Genomic DNA, 15,879 nt, shown 5'->3' on the forward strand with positions numbered 1-15,879 from the left:
CCATGACCCCAATCGAACAGTGCTACGCCTCTGGCGGAGACATGATCATAAAGACCGTCGAAGTCCGGGCAGAAGGAGAGAGCGCCACACTGCTGTTTTCTCAGGGCTTCGATGACTGGACGTGCGTTACCGAGGACGGCAGGGAGCTGACCTTCCCGGGTGTGGCGATGGGGGATGCGCTGCCCAAGAGTGACGGCAGCGGATACCAAAGCTTGAACATCGAAATTGATAACACGCTAGGCAACGTGCAGAAGGTCGTCGAGGGGTACCGGCTTGCTGGGAAGCGGATTTACATCACTCACCGCGAATACCTGCTGAGCGATCTGAGCTATCCAACATCGATTTACCACCTCACGGTGCTGGATCGTGAGTACGCCGACAACACCGCCAAGTTTTCCTGCGGGTTCTTTGACCTGCTGAACATTGGGTTCCCGCGAGACAAGCTCACCACATTGGTCGCACCTGGCCTGAAGTACATCTAACCATGCTCAAACACTACTTATCCGCCCCTTACCGAGATGGCGGCCGGGGACCTATTGCCTTCGATTGTTGGGGGCTGTGTATCGCGGTTCGCCATCAGCTGCTGGGCCTGCCTCTACTGCCCAGCCTGGGCGCTGTAGGCAAGGACCGGCTACGCGAGAACACCCACGCTTACCACGACCTGAAGCAGGGCATGGAAACGTGCCCTCCAGAGGTCGGCGCTATTGCGGCGGTGCTCCGTGGCGCGCTGTGCCTGCATGTCGGCGTGGTGGTCGAGGCTGATGGCAGGCTTAAGGTGCTGGACACCAACCCAGGCGGTGTACGACTGCGCACCGTCCGTGAGTTTGAAACTGACTTTCCAAGGGTGGTCTTCTACCGTGATCGAATTTTTCCCGAACAAGATGGCCGGCTCGGCGCCGATGGTCACGTACACGACTGATCGACGCATGACTCTGGAGCAGTGGCTGATTGAGCAGTCGCCCAGCTACCAGCGGATGGAATCGCCTCCGATCAGCATTGTGCTGAATGACGAACTGATTGAAGCGAAACGCTGGCACAAGGTGGTTTTCAAGCCGTCTGATCATGTCGAGATCTATCGCGAGCCAAAGGGCACTGACCCCTTCAGCATCACCTACGCCCTGTTCGCAGGCGCGAAAGCGGTGATGAAGATGATGGTGCCGAAGATGCCCGGCATGCCTTCGAACTCCACTGTGCAGGGCAACCCCCTGACCGAGGCCAGCGCCAAGGGCAACAAGGTCAAGCTGGGCGACACCATTCGCCAGATCGCTGGCCACCAAAAGGTATACCCGTCCTACCTGGCTGAACCACGCACCTGGTTTGTTTCTCCACGGGAGCAGTGGATCGAGATGCTGCTGTACGTCTCGGCGGGCGATCTGGATATTCCTATCAGCAAGATCAAGGTGGGTGAAACTCCACTGATTTCGCTGGGTGCCGATGCCCGTGTGACTATCTATCCGCCTGGTGCGGATGTGTCGGGTGATACCGCATCGATGCTCTGGTACAACGTGGCCGAGGTGGGAGCGAGTTCGAGCGGATCGGCAGGTCTACAGCTGACGGTTTCGAACAGCATCACGCCATCGGCGCGGGCTTCGGCCTACCAGTTCAATGGAGAAACCATCTCGATCCCTGCGGGAGCGGGTGCGTTCCCTGCCGACTGGGTCAGCGGCTTAGTGATTCGTGCGCTGGCTTACTACGAATACACGGTCATAGATGGTGGGACGGGGCGTGACATCGTCCAAGGCCCTCTGGGGATGCTCAATCCTGAAGTCGGCATGGCGATCGAGGTTGTGGGGGCCAACGGCGGGTTGTACATCGTCAACAGCTACACGCCTTATGCGCCTGCAATACCGCCCGGCGCAGGTACTGCTTCAACGCTGCGGGGCTCCAGTGCTCCGTCGCGCTACGACTTTGATGTGACACCGTTGTCGTTCACCGTCACCCGAGGCGGGACGGCATACCCGGTCACCCTGAACACTGCGACAACCGACCTTGCCGGTCTGGTGTCGGCGTTCAACGCTGCCAAGGGGGCTGCGCCATTCATTGCCAGCGCCTCGCTGGGCCGACTGCTGATCACGGAAACGTCCGCTTTTACCGGTCTGCCGCTGACATCGACGGACGCGACTCTTTTCGGCAGCAGTCCAATCAGCAGCACCGGCACTGCGCCAACCAGCGGGTCGCCTGAGCAGCCCGCAGAGATGACCTTGAACTATGACGGCGGAGCGCCTGCGAATGGCCTTGCGCTGGGCACTGGCTTGGCCTGCATTGGTCCTAGAGGGTTGCGGTATCGCATCACAGCCTCCGGTAGTTCCATTATTGAAGTCGAGCGTCTGACCTCCGCAGGTGCCGTTGATGAGGATTGGCCTGGGTTCAGCTATCTGGAAAGCGTTAACAGCGTGATCAACCTCGACCCTTCCAGCCTGCAGGGTGGGTACCGCGGTCCCTTCGTCTGCAGCCCGGTCGGGGAGAAGGTCACCGCTATCGAGTACTCCGTCTTTGCAGCCAACGGCCTGATTGGTCTTGGAAAGAAAGGGGACATGTACGCTATTTCATCAGGCCATCAGTTCGAGTACCGGGATGCGGATGTGGCCGGTGCCTGGACGGTATTGCCGAAATGGGTGAGCGGTGCTTCACGTGACGCCCAGGGCTTTACCTTCCGACATGAGCTGCCTTATCCAATGCGCCCCGAGTGTCGCCTCAAGCGCCTACCCAAGATCGGCGGCGCGAATGCTGACGAGGTCAACGACGACATGATGTGGTACAGCCTGCGCGGGCTGCGTCAGATTCGCCCAACCAGCTATCCGGGCATGACTGTCATCTCGGCCAAAATCCGTGGTGCTGACCGGCTCTCAGCGCAATCAGAGAGCCAGGTGAATCTGGAGGCCACTCGAATCCTGCCACTGCGTAGCGACGGCGCCTGGCAAGCACCTGCACCTACACGCGACATCGTGCCGTGGGTGCTGAATGTACTCAAATCGCTGGGCTACACCGACGCCGATATCGACCTTGAAGAGTTTGACCAGTTGCACGCGTCCTGTGTTGCCGATGGCCAGCTCTACGACGAGACGATTGATGCCTCAAGTATTGCCAAGGAAGCGCTGAACAATGCGCTCGCCTGCGGCTGGGCTGAGCTGACCATCGCTAATGGGCTCATCAGGCCAGTCCGTGATGAGCCAAGAGCCGTATTTGAGCGCGAGTACGGCCCCAAGACCCAAACCTACTCGCCGCAGAACATGACCACCGCCTTGAAAATCAGCGGTCCACTCCCTTCGATCAATGACTATGACGCTGTAGACGTTGAGTTTTACTCGAGTAAAAGCTGGGCATGGGAAACCGTTGAATGCCGATGGCCTGGCGATCTTGGGCTGAAGGTCGAGAAGGTAAAACTGCCCGGTGTGACTGATCGAGACCGCGCCTATCGGTGGGGTATGCGCCGCAGGGGGCACCAACTGTTCCGATCGGATACTTACACCTGGGCGACTACGCTGGCTGGGCGCAACTCGGGCTACTTGAGCTTTTGCGCGGTGGCCAGTGATACGCCGGGGCTTTGTCAGAGCGCGCTGTTATTTGGCGTTCAGCCTGTCATTGGCGGGCTGATTCTGGAGTCGTCAGAACCATTGGATTGGACTGCAGGCGGCGCCCACAAGATCGGAATCAGCCGTTTGGACGGCACGTTGTCCGGACCTTATCCGGCTACTCAAATCGATGAGTTCCACGTCAGGGTAGATGATCTGGACTTCGTGCCCAGCAACGATCCAGCCTTGAATTCGCCACGCCTGCTCTTCGGACCTACTGACAAATGGGCTTACCCGGTACTGGTGACCTCTGCCGATCCTTCCGGCGGCAACGTTTCAATGAAGGGAATGCCCTATGACGCCCGTGTTTACACCTACGACCACGCCACGGCGCCTGACTGATAAAGGATCTGCTAACCATGCTTGCATACCCTGAAGGTCTGCCTACGCCGCAGCGGGAGGGATACGGCTTTGATCCTGTCAGCCCGATGACCAGCACAAAATTGGTGAGCGGGCGCTCGGAGCGTCGTCGGGCCTTTGTCAGCACTCCAACTGTGGCGACTGTCACCTGGCTGTTGACGCCGCCGGAAGCCCGCTTGTTCGAGGGGTGGTTTGAATACGTTCTGCTGTCTGGATCATTGCCGTTCGAATGCCCACTCCTGACGCCGATGGGGATGGAGCCGTACCGGGCCAACTTCGTCGACATCTACAGCGGCCCGGTCTTGGTGGGTGTGGACCTCTGGCGGTTCAGTGCTCAGCTCAGTCTGTTCAAGCGTCCATTGGTTGACAAGGATTTGGTGGTGGAAATACCGGACTACATCATTGATGCGGACATCTTCGACCGAGCCATGAATCAGAAGTGGCCTGAACAGACCGTATAGCGGCGCAGCTCAAAACCCTCACGCATATCCGCCGGCAACTCGCCGGAACAATCAACACTCACGACCTAAACACTGCCTCGATTGCAGTGCCGAAGGCGTGTCTGCGAGAAGCATTAACATGGCCAACAACACCGGCAACCCGATTGGATCAACCGCTGCAAAAGACTTGAGTGATAACGCCGAGAACCTCGACAAGTTTGCCAATGGCACAGACTACGAATACGCCGACCGACTGGGGCGGTCGCGCAAAAGCCTGAAATGGATCGAGGACGCTGCGCTGGCTATTCCAGCAATCGATGCGGCTGTGCGCTCTGAGCAACAAGCCGAGCGAGCAATTTCCGCGAAGTCGGATGCCGAGGCTGCGAGGGATGCGGCGCAGCTATCAGGGGGTGTTTATCCTGATGTAGCTGCTGGGCTGGCAAGCACGCCGGCTGGAAAGTTTTTCAGTGTGCCCAGCCCTGAATCCAGTGAGTACTTGATCCTTTACCAGAACGCTGCCGGCTCCCCGGTAGAGATAAAGCGCTACCCCAGCGCTGAAGTACTTATTGGTACGAAAGAGCTGATTGCCGAGCTGAGTGCCAATGCAGGCCCATATCGAAATAATGAAGCCAGCATGGATGATATAGAGCCGCTGTTCGCGTTCACTCAGAAAGACCAGCACGGTGATTCGTACAATCTTTTAGCGTTTATGCCTGACTCAAGCATTCAAAGCGCTCCGCTTAAGAGATTCGTCAGTGCAGAAATTGGCGGCATGTCCATGCAGGATGTAGAGCTTGGCGGGTGGGGCGGGTATGTGTTCGCTCAGCGCGATGCCAATGGTGTTCTCTATGCTGTGTCCGGAGTCAAAGATGACGGCACGCAGTACCTTCCCGGTTTTGATTCCGGGGCCGCAAAAGGTGATTTGATTCATATCCTGAAACTTGGGCAGTCTAACGACTCGGCCGATGACGCCAAGCCACCTTTATCAATCTCCCCTACAGGCTGGGGGGCTTTGATGTTTTCGCGCGGGATCGGTACGTGGAGCAGCGCCGATAATCCGAACACACCTGAAAGTCGCACAGGTTTCTCTCTGGTGCCCATGGTTGCAAATGGCGTAGAGACTCGCGCAAATAGTATGGCGGACGCTTATAAGGCTCGCTTGATTGGAGGTTCCCGCTTCTCAGTATCCAAAGACTCTGCAGAACCTGACGTGCTTATTACCTCTACCAGTCTCGGCGGGCGTAAGTTGACTGAGTTGGGTCCTGAGGATGATGGTGCAAGCGGTAGGATTGGAGCACGGACCCCTGGCGGGCACTGGCCAACGATGCTGGATGATGTGGCTCGTGGTGTTGCATCTGCAGCCGCCGCGGGACGTGTCTATCGCTTGCCAGCCTGGACCTATGACCAGGGCGAAAGCGAAGGCGATATGACGATGTATTACGGCGGGGAAACGCTGCTGCCTACAGCTTTGATTGCAAGTTACTCCACCAAGGCTTTGGCCATGGCGGTGCAATTTGACGCTCAGGCTCGTGCCTTGACCGGCCAGCGTCGACCAATCCCGCTGTTTGTTACTCCAGCCACATACAACCAATACACGCCAACAGCATGGCTTGACGTGGCGGATGCTTCACCGCTGGTGTTTATGGTGGGCCCGCGTTACCAGATGCCATCGGCGAAGAACGCCAGTAACGGCCTAGCCGGTGCATCGCAGAACTGGGGCAACGAAATTCACTACGCTCCAGATGGACAGCGCTGGATTGGTGAAATGTGCGCCAAGGTAATGCATCGGGTTGTAAATGAGGGTGAGAACTGGCAGCCACTTAGGGTGCTCTCTGCTTCAAAAGTGGACGCTACTCATATTGACCTGACCTTTCACGTTCCTCGGCCACCGCTAATTATTGATACCGAGTTGATGCCCAAAGCAAAAGGCTTTGGGGTCACGATCTACGGCGGAACAATCGACGCAGTGGTGGGGCCGCGCATATCGGCTACAGCTGCCGAGCTGCTGCCGGATGGTCGCACTGTGCGTATGACGTTCCCGTCAATTCCTACAGGTGCGCTGTTGTCGCTGGGCCAGTCAACTTGTGATTTAGCCCCCGTGGTTGTGGCCAGTGTTGGGGTGGGCGCACCTACTGCAGCAGGCTTTGCAACCTACACCGTGCAAGTCAGCGGAGATGTGCGGACCACCCTCAAGGCTTTGACCGATGAAGGCGCGTTCTGGATCACAGCATTGCTGCCCAACGGTACTCCGACTGCGCTGGGCGTTGCTCGTGGCGTGACCTTCGATGGCACCTACACCGTGATTACAGGCGAGACGCGGGAGCTGAGGACGGGCGGGACGTATGGCCCGTTCGCTAGTGGCGATGTGTTGACCCTGCGCCGCATGAACCCTTACACCAACTTTCGCGACAGCGACAACCTGTTGTCACTGAACACCTTTGCCACTGGACCCCGTGCAGGGAAGCCTTATCCATTGCACAACTGGGCTTGCCAGTATGAAGCCATGAAGATTAAAGGAGCTTAAGCCATGACCGTACTAATTGAATTGCCGGGCGTACTTGCCTCAACTGTTGGGCTGGAGCGTATCACCACAACGTTGCGTGGCTTCCCTGATGCAGGGCTTGCTGATCTGTTCATGTTTGAAGAGACGGCAGGTACCGCCACTGCTAACGCCATGCTCAACCGACCTAGTGGCCTGATTGAAAAAATCAACGCAGGTAAGTTTGTCGATTCCTATGCATGGCTAGGCGGGAAAGGTGGCTTGCAGGTACAAGGCACCCAAATCGTGTCCATGCCTGACTTCGGCCCAGCCGATCCGTGGTCACTTGTGTACCTGGGCGCTGTAACTGGCAGCATCTCCGGAGCGACCGAAGCCATCACTTGCATGATTGCGTTTCGGGATCGTTCGTTTGCTGCTATTCGAGGCCCGCTGTTACTGGCACGAGCATTCCAATCTGCCGGGGCTGGCCGCCATCAGACTCGCGCTTGGCAGGGAGCGGCAGACGGTGCGGCTGTGGATTTAGTGCCAGGCGCAACCGGAACAGTCAATCAGCACCGCGTGGCAGTGCTCAGTTACGATGGCGCCGCCGTAGTAACGGCATCTTTGTATGACAAGAGCGGGGCTTTGATGGCATCTGCTTCAGTTTCAGCCGCAGATGCAGGAATGACTACTAGTGGCGGTCAAGTAGTTACATCGGTTAAGCCAGCCATTGGTATTTCCAATACTACATACGATGGTGGAATCCAGCAGATCGAGGCATTTGCTCGATACAGCCGCGTTCTGAACTCGGAAGATATCACTCGAATTTGTGCAAACGGTGCGGTCTTAGGAGCAAGTCGCGGACGTCCTTGGTAGCTGTCTGCAAAGCTTTACTGTGTACCAACAATGAATCCCGTCGAGCGCGGGTATTTTGCCCGGAGATAGTCATGCCCATCAGCACGCAGCAGTTGCTGCAGATCCTCCCGAACGCCGGCCAATCAGCCGGCGTTTTTGTGTCTGCTCTTAACACCGCCATGAACCACTATCAGATCGTAGGCTTGAAGCGCGTGGCAGCCTTCATAGCCCAGGTAGGGCATGAGTCCGGTCAGCTCAAGTATGTCAGAGAGATCTGGGGCCCAACAAAAGCTCAGGCCAAATACGAGGGCAGGGCAGACCTGGGTAATACCGTGGCGGGTGACGGCTCCAAGTATCGCGGCCGTGGTCTGATCCAGATAACGGGTCGCGCCAACTACAAAGCGTGCGGTGAAGCGCTGAGCCTCGACTTTATCAATCACCCTGAGCTGCTGGAGAAGCCACAGCACGCATGTATGTCAGCTGCATGGTTCTGGGCGAGCAGGGGCCTGAGTACTCTGGCTGATGCGGGCAAATTCGACACGATCACCAGTCGCATCAACGGTGGCCAGAACGGCGCGGCGGATCGTCAGGCGCTGTATGCCAAGGCGCTGAAGGTGCTGGTGTGAGTTCGGCTCGCTGGATCGGTGTTGCGCTGCTGGTGGCTATTGCTTGTTTTGCCACATGGAAAGTTGGCGCTTGGCGCTACGGAGAGGAGTTGGCCAGCCTGACTGCCGTACATCAGGCCGATCTGACTGCCATTTCCAACGCTGCAACCGCTCAGGTAAGTCAAGCGCTGGAGAAGCAGCAGACCGCAGAGCAGGACCGTGCTGATATCGATACCAGAACAACCAAGGAGAAAGCTCATGCGCTTGCTGAAAACGAAAAGCTGCGTGCTGATGTTGCCGCTGGTGATCGTAGGCTGCGCTTCGCAGGGCGTTGTAGTTCCAGTAGCGGCAATTTGCCCGATACCACTAGCTCCGCCCGCCTGGATGATGGCTCAACCGTCGAAATCGCTGGAGCTGCTGGACGAGCTGTTTTCGATATCAGGGCAGGGATCATCAAAGACCGGACAGCCTTGAAGGGGCTGCAGGAGTATGTGTTGAGGGTGTGTCAGTAGGGGCTGTGTTCGGTCGGCAGGACGCCGGGATGATTGTTTAGGTCTGGGCGGCCACGTCCGGTTACGCAGCCTCCCTAGCCTTACAGTATCGCCAAGACGACAGTAGCCCCAAGAGCCAGTGCAACAGCGGACACCGGATCAATGCCCATCAAGCCGAAGCCGATGGCCATGCTACCGAACGCACGAATGCGTTTGTGCAAAACTGCTGAACCAGCTTGTTTAGACATACCCATAGGTATTTCCTCCCTCGCTGTTTTCCCAGTCTCATCTAGTGGCCGGCGGGGAAATTCAGACTGTTGCTGTCTTAAGTGTTCTCTGGACACAAGGGACAGCAGCCCAACCAGTTCGAAGGCACCGCCAGTAAATGCTGATGATGTCAAAGTGCCGCTGATACTCTCAGAACTTTCGATTTGGAGCAAATAGTTCTTAGCTGAGCGGCGTTTTCTGTCGGCAATCAGTGTCTAGAACTACCTGAAGCAACTTGCCGACAAGACGAATCTCAGTACCCACCTTGCTGATCCAGGCAATACAATCAACGACCTTGTCTATCGCTCGCGGAGCTACGATCAGGGGCTGATGGATACGCGGGAGAACTGGCGTCAGCGCTTACACCAAGTCGTTGGGCCGGTTTCGTTTGCGGGCGATCCTACGAGGCGGTAGCTGCGCAACCTAGAAGGGGCAATGAGGTATGTGTGTTGCGACTGATAGCGAAAAACCCCGACCATTTCTGATCGGGGTTAAAATCTACATCAGCCTTTAATGTAAATTTTGAAGGGTTTGCCCACCGCGCGCTGAATGTGACCGCTTTTCAGGCGGCGGCTCCAGCGTAGGATGAACGTGCCACGTTCGTCGGTATAGGTCATGACCTATCTCCTTGATTAGGTTGCCACTACTCACTAGGTGTGGACAGATCCGAAGAACGGGACTAGAATACGCGCCAGTTAAGAACACAAGTTTTCTAGCAGTCTCTGCGGTTGCGGAAAGCGAGTGGGAAACTTTCCTAGTAGATTTGCGGTCTACTACCTACTTCTGACAAACCACATTTGCGGTGTGGTTTGTCAGAAGTGTTTAAACTCAAGCTGTCTTCCTTGTTTAGGTAGTCCAAGCTGGTTGATGATTGAGTCTGCAAAAGTGTCTGCTTGCCATTCAGAATCTTCGATTTCGACTGCGTTTTTGTCAGAAAAATGCAATAACGGTCGATGACATAGAAAAATATGGCCCAGCTCGTGCAGGAAAATTCGTAACGCTTCAGGCTCTGATCGATTAAGGTTGTTGTACAGCCAGTTTGGCATGTATATGAACCCGCTCGAAGGGTCTACAGTTGCTCTGGCTGCGTCAATCCATTCGTCATCATCTACTGGGTCAACATGTATCCCGTTTTCTTCTAGGTTGTTTATGAACAAGCCTATTTTTGAAGGCGAGAATGACGATTTGTTTGCTTTCAATATTTTGCAAATGCGGCCTGCAATATAATCGATATCCATCTTTTCGATTGCGGGCACTCGGTGCCCGCGCAGTCGAAACTCAGTCTGATTTGCGTCCGTCGTCATCTGTAGTCTCCCCATGGATTTCACTTAATAGCCGTCCCAGCTTTGCAAGCTGTTCTTGGTTTAAGTCAGAGTTTGCAAAGCCTGCGATCAGCATTCTGTGATGCGGAGGCAATCCTTCTAGCGAGACACTTTCGTTATCTTCGCATGCGCTTGCTTTAAGCTTTGCGCGATTAACGCTTAAGCCAGACTTCTCGAAAAACCCAGAAATCTTGTCTACCCAATCCATGGGGATTTTGCTTCGACCAGTTTCCATCGCACTCAAGAAAGCTGGTGACGTATCTAGGGCGGCTGCCATAGAGCTGAGTGTAACCCCCAGGGACCGCCGGAACTCTCTCACTGTGACGCCGAATTTTGAAAGCGACATTGTCCTCTCCCTTCCCGCTTGTTGAAACCTAGGGCCATTAAAACAGAGCCTTCTACCATCGTCAACCATTCAAGTAGAATACTTTAAAAGTTGAATGGTAGAAATGCACCTCGCAGGACTGTCTGTCTTGCTCTCGAGAGATATCTCCGCTAAAAGCACTGTTCATTAATACAGTGCTTGAAAATGAAGAACTATGTAGAAAACCCGCTTGCTGAATGGCGAGCAGCGAGCAAGCAACACTTCGACCTGGTTACCGATCCTGAGGCTCATTGGCGAAAGCTTGTGGATCTGGCAATGCTCGCTCATGAGCGCCGTCAGGTGCGCAGTGATGAGCTATCGGAAATGCTAGAGCTTGCTGACGCAGCCAGGCTTTGGGGATTAGTTGAGTGGGAGGAGGCTGACGGCGTCGGACTATTCCTGGATCATTCTATTGATCCCGACGATGTTTCTTTTTTCGCAAAAAGGGGTAGGTGAACTTTGGCAGGACGCCGGGGCAGGGGAGAATTATGCGTCGGGGGAAATTCGGGGAATGGCTCATCATGGTAGAGCATCGTGGGGCGTCGTTGCAGCGAGCGCTAGATGCAAAGCCCTGATTTAATTGGGCTTTTAGGAGCTATGCAAGCATGGGGTGCTAGGGGTCGAGTGTTCGAATCACTCCGTCCCGACCATATTATTCAATGACTTAGCCACCTTATGGGTGGCTTTTTCATTTCTACCCTAGTGACTTTTCGAGTGACCTTGGGTTTCTGCTATCCCTGCCTCCTCTTCAGGATCGTCAGCGCTGGTGCGCGTGAGTCGGTTACTGATACCTTGTTTGCAGCCTCAATCAGTTGGTCCAGCTCTGCCGCTGAGTAGTGACTGGTGATGCTCGAGCAAAGCTTTGCGATCCTCCTCAGTCACGCCTGCTGCACGCAGCCTTCTGCCAAAGGTGTGCTTCAGGTCGTGAATGCGGATCCGGGCGAAACCATCATGTGCCGGCCGCAAATACTTCTCCTGCCATTTCTTCGCCGCCCTGACCCTGGCCTTCTTCCAGGCTGAGTCGTTCATGCGGTGAACCATTGTTTCGTTCCCGTCGCCGTCTGGTTTGCCGAAAGGGAAGACGTACAGCTTGTGCTGGCCTCTCTGCTTCTCAATGACCGACTTGGCCACCGTGTTGAGAATCACCAGGCGCTCGTCCCGGTTCTTCACGCCAGACCTTGCGCTTCGCCCGCCGAACCCGGCCGGAATCAAAAACACCGTGGTATCCAGCTCCGGTACTGCGATTTCCCAATCCCATTGAAGCTTGCAAACCTCTTGCTCCCGACACCCTGTATTGACCTTGAACATAGCCATGGTCTGCAGGTGCGGCGGCAGCTCAGCGAACAAGATCGACTGCTCTTCCCAAGAAAGCGGGTAGGGCTTGCGGCAGTTCGTCTTCTCATCCAGGAGCGAGATCATCGGCACAACATCAAGCCATGGTCTGCGCTCATCATCACGCCATTTGCGCGCGCACAGATTGAGAACCCTGATTGCCAGTTGAAGGGCAATATTGACCGTGCGATTCGTTACAGGCTTGCCCTCGGCAGGGTGCAGCTTGGAATGAATGTACGGTGCCAGGGAGTCGTCATCGATGTGCGTGATCGGCATGTCCCCTATGAACGAATCCAACTGAGCCATGTACGTTGCCGAAATATGGATCGAGGCCTGATCCTTAACTTCAAGCAGGAAGCGAGTTGCCGCTTCCCGCCAGGTTCTCACCTTCCTGATCCCGTACACCTTCTCCTTTCGGCGCTGTTCCAAGAGATAGATCAGGTACTGCTCAGCTTCGGCGCGGTCACGAGTGCCAGTGCTCTCTTGAATTCGTTCACCTCGGTACTTCTTGTCGATCTTCCAGATGCCGCTCGGCATTTGCTGGAGCCCGGTGATTGCTTTTTGTGCCATTGCGTATCTCCTTTGGATCCGCCCTGGCGCTCGCTGCGGGGCCGATTGTTGTCCTGATTTGCTGCTTTTTCAATCGCCATGGCCTGAATGTAGGCGTCGGCCCACGCGTCAAGTTCCAATCGGTCGAAGCCGACACCCTGTTTTCCGATCGGGAATTCCCGAACGTGAGGTCGGACTGTTTTGTTGAATTCGTCCCGGCACATGCCGAGATAGCCGTATGCCTCTCCGGCGCGAATAAAGCGCGGGAGGATGGGTGTGTAGTGGTCTAATGAAACCGGACACCCATTTAGGCGAGAATGCTCGCCATATCGAGGTGTCAGATGACCAAACAACGTCGTGTTTTTTCCGCTGAATTCAAACGCGAGGCTGCCGACCTCGTACTCAAGCAAAACTACAGTTTCATTGAAGCCAGTCGTTCACTCGGCATTGGCGAGTCGGCCCTGCGCCGTTGGGTTAGTCAGCTTCTGCAGGAGCGCACTGGCGTCACCCCGCAGAGCAAGGCGCTGACCCAAGAGCAGCAAAAGATCTAGGAACTGGAAGCCCGAATCGCCCGTCTCGAACGAGAGAAATCGATATTAAAAAAGGCTACCGCGCTCTTGATGTCGGAAGATCTCGAGCGTTCGCACTGATCCATCAGCTAAGCGCCCATGAACCTGTTGACTGCTTGTGCGAGGTGTTCGAAATCACCCGCTCGACTTACTACGCCCATCGCCTCAGGCGGCGATCTGCGGGCGTCGAGAGAATTCGTTTACGCAGTCGAGTCAACGAACTGTTCACCCAGAGCCGAAGCGCTGCTGGCAGCCGCAGTATCGTGTCGATGATGCAGGAAGATGGCGAGTCGATCGGGTGTTTCAAGGTGCGCAGCTTGATGCGGGAACTGGGGTTGATAAGCATGCAGCCGGGCTCGCATGCCTACAAAAAAGCAACGGTCGAGCGGCCTGACATTCCAAATACACTGAATCGTGAGTTCGATGTTCCCGAGCCAGACAAGGTTTGGTGCGGCGACATCACCTACATCTGGGCGCAAGGGAAATGGCACTACCTGGCCGTGGTTATGGATCTCTACGCTCGCCGGATAGTGGGCTGGGCGTTGTCAGGAAACCCGGATGCTGACTTGGGTCACCAAAGCGCTGGATATGGCCTATGAGCAACGCGGGAAGCCTCAAGGGCTGCTATTTCATTCGGATCAGGGGTCGCAATATGGAAGTCACCACTTCCGACAGCGTCTGTGGCGGTACCGTATCAGCCAGAGCATGAGTCGCCGGGGCAATTGCTACGACAACTCGCGGATGGAGCGTGTATTTCGCAGCTTGAAAACCGAGTGGATACCTTCAGTGGGTTATATGTCGGTTCAGCAGGCGCACGGGACATCAGCCATTATTTGATGCATCGTTACAACTGGATACGGCCTCATACATTCAATGGCGGGCTCGCGCCCGCTCAAGCCGAGAAAAAACTTAACGTCGTGTCCGGGATTAGTTGACCACTACAGAAACTGATCACGAGGGTCGGGAAAGTATTAAGCACAGTTATGAGGTTAATAAAATTTTCAAACTCATACTCTGGATTCAATTGCTTTAATGTTCTTGAATACTTCGTTGTCAACCGTTGCGTGCTCGGGTATGGAATAGTTTATGATTTGACCTTTGTAGTCTATATGGGCTGAGAGCATGGCGTAGAACATGTAAAGGCATGTGTGTGTACAGTTTACTAGTTCTTGAGGTGTTAGATTTTTATCTAATAGTGAGCCATGTGCAGCGGGGTGGCGGATTTTTACCCACTGATCGGTTACCTTTTTGTCAAAAAGTTTATAGAGTGTGTTTTTGGGGCTTGAAGCTGCTGCGCCTTTTAGAGACGCAAGTAGCTTGTCTCTTACATTGGTTTCAATTAGACCGTCACTTTCCGCGTTGTTAATAATAGGGATCGCAGCAAGACATTTTTCTACAAAGATAGGGTCTGACTTTCCAAGTTTTTTGAAATAGTGAGACGCCATTCCCTCGACTGCTACGCTAAATCCAAGCGCGGAAGCTTCTATGCCAGATCTATAGGCTGTAAACATGTCCATGAAATATTGAAGGAAGTGTGGTGTCTCCTCATTGATAAGTTTGGGCAAAAGTTTCGCGATGAATTCTGATGAGGTTGATAGGCCCCAAGGGCGGTTGCAGTTAGGTAAGGTGCAGTAGAGAGAGCTGAAGGGGGATGTATTGAGTTCTGCATTTAAGGTTACAACTGATTCAGTTGGGGTGGCAGCTCGCTTATGTATAAGCTTGAGTTGTTTTCCTGTTGAAATTTGAAGGGCGTTCAAAAAAGCTCTATCGAAGTGGTTGGGAAAGGGGGTTTCTGATATTAGCTGGATATTTAGTGTGTTCTTTAGAGTGGTTAATACGCATTTTGTAGTATCTATTTCAAATTCGCTTTTGTTTCGAGTACGTCCTGAGCTGTCCTCTGTAAAAGAGTTGCAAGGAAATCGAAAGTCTTGGTGAAGGCATGTCATGTCAAAAATATAATGGGTGCGATTACATTTGGCGGCTAGTGTGATGCACCCAGTTAGTCCACTCAGGATCATGCCGTGAGTGTTGTAATTCACATTGCCGCTCAGCCATATATTTTCAGCTGTCCAGATTTCTCCGTTATATGCTACAGCCTCCATTTTGAAGTATTCGGAGGAGTGTATAATTTGGCCAGGAATATATGACTCTGCAATATCGCCAGAAAATCTTATTGGTTGTGTTCTCAGGTGTGCTGGAACATTGGAGTAGAGTTTTATCGTGAAATCTTCAGAGTCTCCTTTTGAAATAGATCCCGGTCCGCTGTATTGAATTATGGGTTCCTTGTCAGTTTGCTGTGTTAGTAGAATTGATGTGCAGTCAAATGAAAATGTATTATCTGAGAGTGACTCTATAATGACATCTGTTATTGGGTGTGTTCTTTTCAATTTTTATTCTCATATTGAGAGTTTATGAATGTGGGTGTTTGTCGAGATTCGTTGTGTCTTTCCTTTCAGCCCAGTTCGTTTACTAAGTTCTTTCTAAAATATCTGTCAGTGTGTATTCGCTTGAAACTATACCCGCTCTCCATGAGGTGGCTTGAGCATATCAGTTAAATTGCTCCTTGGAGGGAAGTGGGCAGCTGTAGGTTGACTCATTCATGAGCTGCACTAGCGGTCAAAGGTATGATCTCTTATTAGCTTCAATGGTACAGACATAGTACAGGAGGATTCTT

At 54.1% G+C, this 15,879-nt stretch carries 14 protein-coding genes, 1 tRNA gene and 2 pseudogenes; 11 read left to right on the forward strand and 6 right to left on the reverse strand.

The features are described 5' to 3' along the window. Positions 1-2 precede the first annotated feature (2 nt). The 8 genes from EQV96_RS21205 (at position 3) to EQV96_RS21240 (ending at position 8,823) form a co-directional block, all read left to right on the forward strand. Positions 3-482 carry a DUF1833 family protein gene (locus tag EQV96_RS21205; protein WP_240882357.1) on the forward strand — a complete coding sequence of 160 codons (480 nt, stop codon included), beginning with the start codon at positions 3-5 and terminating at the stop codon, positions 480-482. Between the two features lie 2 nt (positions 483-484). Then, positions 485-919 carry a hypothetical protein gene (locus tag EQV96_RS21210; protein WP_240882358.1) on the forward strand — a complete coding sequence of 145 codons (435 nt, stop codon included), beginning with the start codon at positions 485-487 and terminating at the stop codon, positions 917-919. Further along, positions 858-3,914, forward strand: coding sequence for a host specificity factor TipJ family phage tail protein (locus tag EQV96_RS21215; RefSeq protein WP_240882359.1), 3,057 nt, complete (start codon positions 858-860; stop codon positions 3,912-3,914). The genes EQV96_RS21210 and EQV96_RS21215 overlap by 62 nt, the downstream gene beginning before the upstream one ends. A gap of 17 nt (positions 3,915-3,931) precedes the next feature. Then, positions 3,932-4,393: a hypothetical protein gene (locus EQV96_RS21220; RefSeq protein ID WP_240882360.1), complete on the forward strand. Its 462-nt coding sequence runs from the start codon at positions 3,932-3,934 to the stop codon at positions 4,391-4,393. Between the two features lie 118 nt (positions 4,394-4,511). Beyond that, entirely contained in the window at positions 4,512-6,896 is a 2,385-nt protein-coding gene (locus tag EQV96_RS21225; RefSeq protein WP_240882361.1) for a hypothetical protein, read from the forward strand. A 3-nt stretch (positions 6,897-6,899) separates the two neighbouring features. Further along, on the forward strand, positions 6,900-7,727 hold the full coding sequence (locus EQV96_RS21230; protein WP_240882362.1) for a hypothetical protein: 828 nt from the start codon (positions 6,900-6,902) through the stop codon (positions 7,725-7,727). 71 nt (positions 7,728-7,798) lie between these two features. Continuing rightward, the gene (locus tag EQV96_RS21235) at positions 7,799-8,332 is read left to right on the forward strand and encodes a glycoside hydrolase family 19 protein (protein WP_240882363.1); all 534 of its coding nucleotides are present in this window, start codon (positions 7,799-7,801) and stop codon (positions 8,330-8,332) included. After that, on the forward strand, positions 8,329-8,823 hold the full coding sequence (locus EQV96_RS21240; protein ID WP_240882364.1) for a lysis protein: 495 nt from the start codon (positions 8,329-8,331) through the stop codon (positions 8,821-8,823). The genes EQV96_RS21235 and EQV96_RS21240 overlap by 4 nt, the downstream gene beginning before the upstream one ends. 80 nt (positions 8,824-8,903) lie before the next feature. Here the strand turns inward: EQV96_RS21240 and EQV96_RS21245 are convergent, their stop codons facing one another. The 3 genes from EQV96_RS21245 to EQV96_RS21255 form a co-directional block, all read right to left on the reverse strand. Continuing rightward, entirely contained in the window at positions 8,904-9,050 is a 147-nt protein-coding gene (locus tag EQV96_RS21245) for a hypothetical protein (RefSeq protein ID WP_153382245.1), read from the reverse strand. A gap of 831 nt (positions 9,051-9,881) precedes the next feature. Beyond that, positions 9,882-10,373, reverse strand: coding sequence for an ImmA/IrrE family metallo-endopeptidase (locus tag EQV96_RS21250; RefSeq protein ID WP_240882365.1), 492 nt, complete (start codon positions 10,371-10,373; stop codon positions 9,882-9,884). Then, complete coding sequence (locus tag EQV96_RS21255; protein WP_153382249.1) at positions 10,348-10,737, reverse strand: helix-turn-helix transcriptional regulator; 390 nt, start codon at positions 10,735-10,737, stop codon at positions 10,348-10,350. Before EQV96_RS21255 ends, EQV96_RS21250 begins: the two co-directional genes overlap by 26 nt. A 183-nt stretch (positions 10,738-10,920) precedes the next feature. Here EQV96_RS21255 and EQV96_RS21260 point away from each other — a divergent pair, with 183 nt between their 5' ends. Both EQV96_RS21260 and EQV96_RS21265 read left to right on the forward strand, forming a co-directional pair. Then, positions 10,921-11,211, forward strand: a complete 291-nt coding sequence (locus EQV96_RS21260; protein WP_240882366.1) for a hypothetical protein — start codon at positions 10,921-10,923, stop codon at positions 11,209-11,211. Between the two features lie 79 nt (positions 11,212-11,290). Beyond that, a tRNA-Pro gene (locus EQV96_RS21265) sits at positions 11,291-11,405 on the forward strand. A gap of 81 nt (positions 11,406-11,486) precedes the next feature. On the opposite strand, the pseudogene EQV96_RS21270 reads toward EQV96_RS21265, so the two are convergent. Both EQV96_RS21270 and EQV96_RS21275 read right to left on the reverse strand, forming a co-directional pair. Beyond that, positions 11,487-12,624: pseudogene (locus EQV96_RS21270) on the reverse strand (tyrosine-type recombinase/integrase). Next, positions 12,525-12,860, reverse strand: a complete 336-nt coding sequence (locus EQV96_RS21275; RefSeq protein WP_240882400.1) for a hypothetical protein — start codon at positions 12,858-12,860, stop codon at positions 12,525-12,527. The pseudogene EQV96_RS21270 and the gene EQV96_RS21275 overlap by 100 nt, the downstream one beginning before the upstream one ends. Positions 12,861-12,977: 117 nt before the next feature. Between EQV96_RS21275 and EQV96_RS21280 the strand changes: the two are divergent. Further along, positions 12,978-14,140 (forward strand): annotated as a pseudogene (locus EQV96_RS21280) (IS3 family transposase). 72 nt (positions 14,141-14,212) lie between these two features. On the opposite strand, the gene EQV96_RS21285 reads toward EQV96_RS21280, so the two are convergent. Then, the gene (locus EQV96_RS21285; protein ID WP_240882367.1) at positions 14,213-15,592 is read right to left on the reverse strand and encodes a hypothetical protein; all 1,380 of its coding nucleotides are present in this window, start codon (positions 15,590-15,592) and stop codon (positions 14,213-14,215) included. Between the last annotated feature and the right edge of the window lie 287 nt (positions 15,593-15,879).

This window comes from Pseudomonas sp. TMW22080, from assembly GCF_022496745.1.
Taxonomy (GTDB): domain Bacteria; phylum Pseudomonadota; class Gammaproteobacteria; order Pseudomonadales; family Pseudomonadaceae; genus Aquipseudomonas; species Aquipseudomonas bubulae.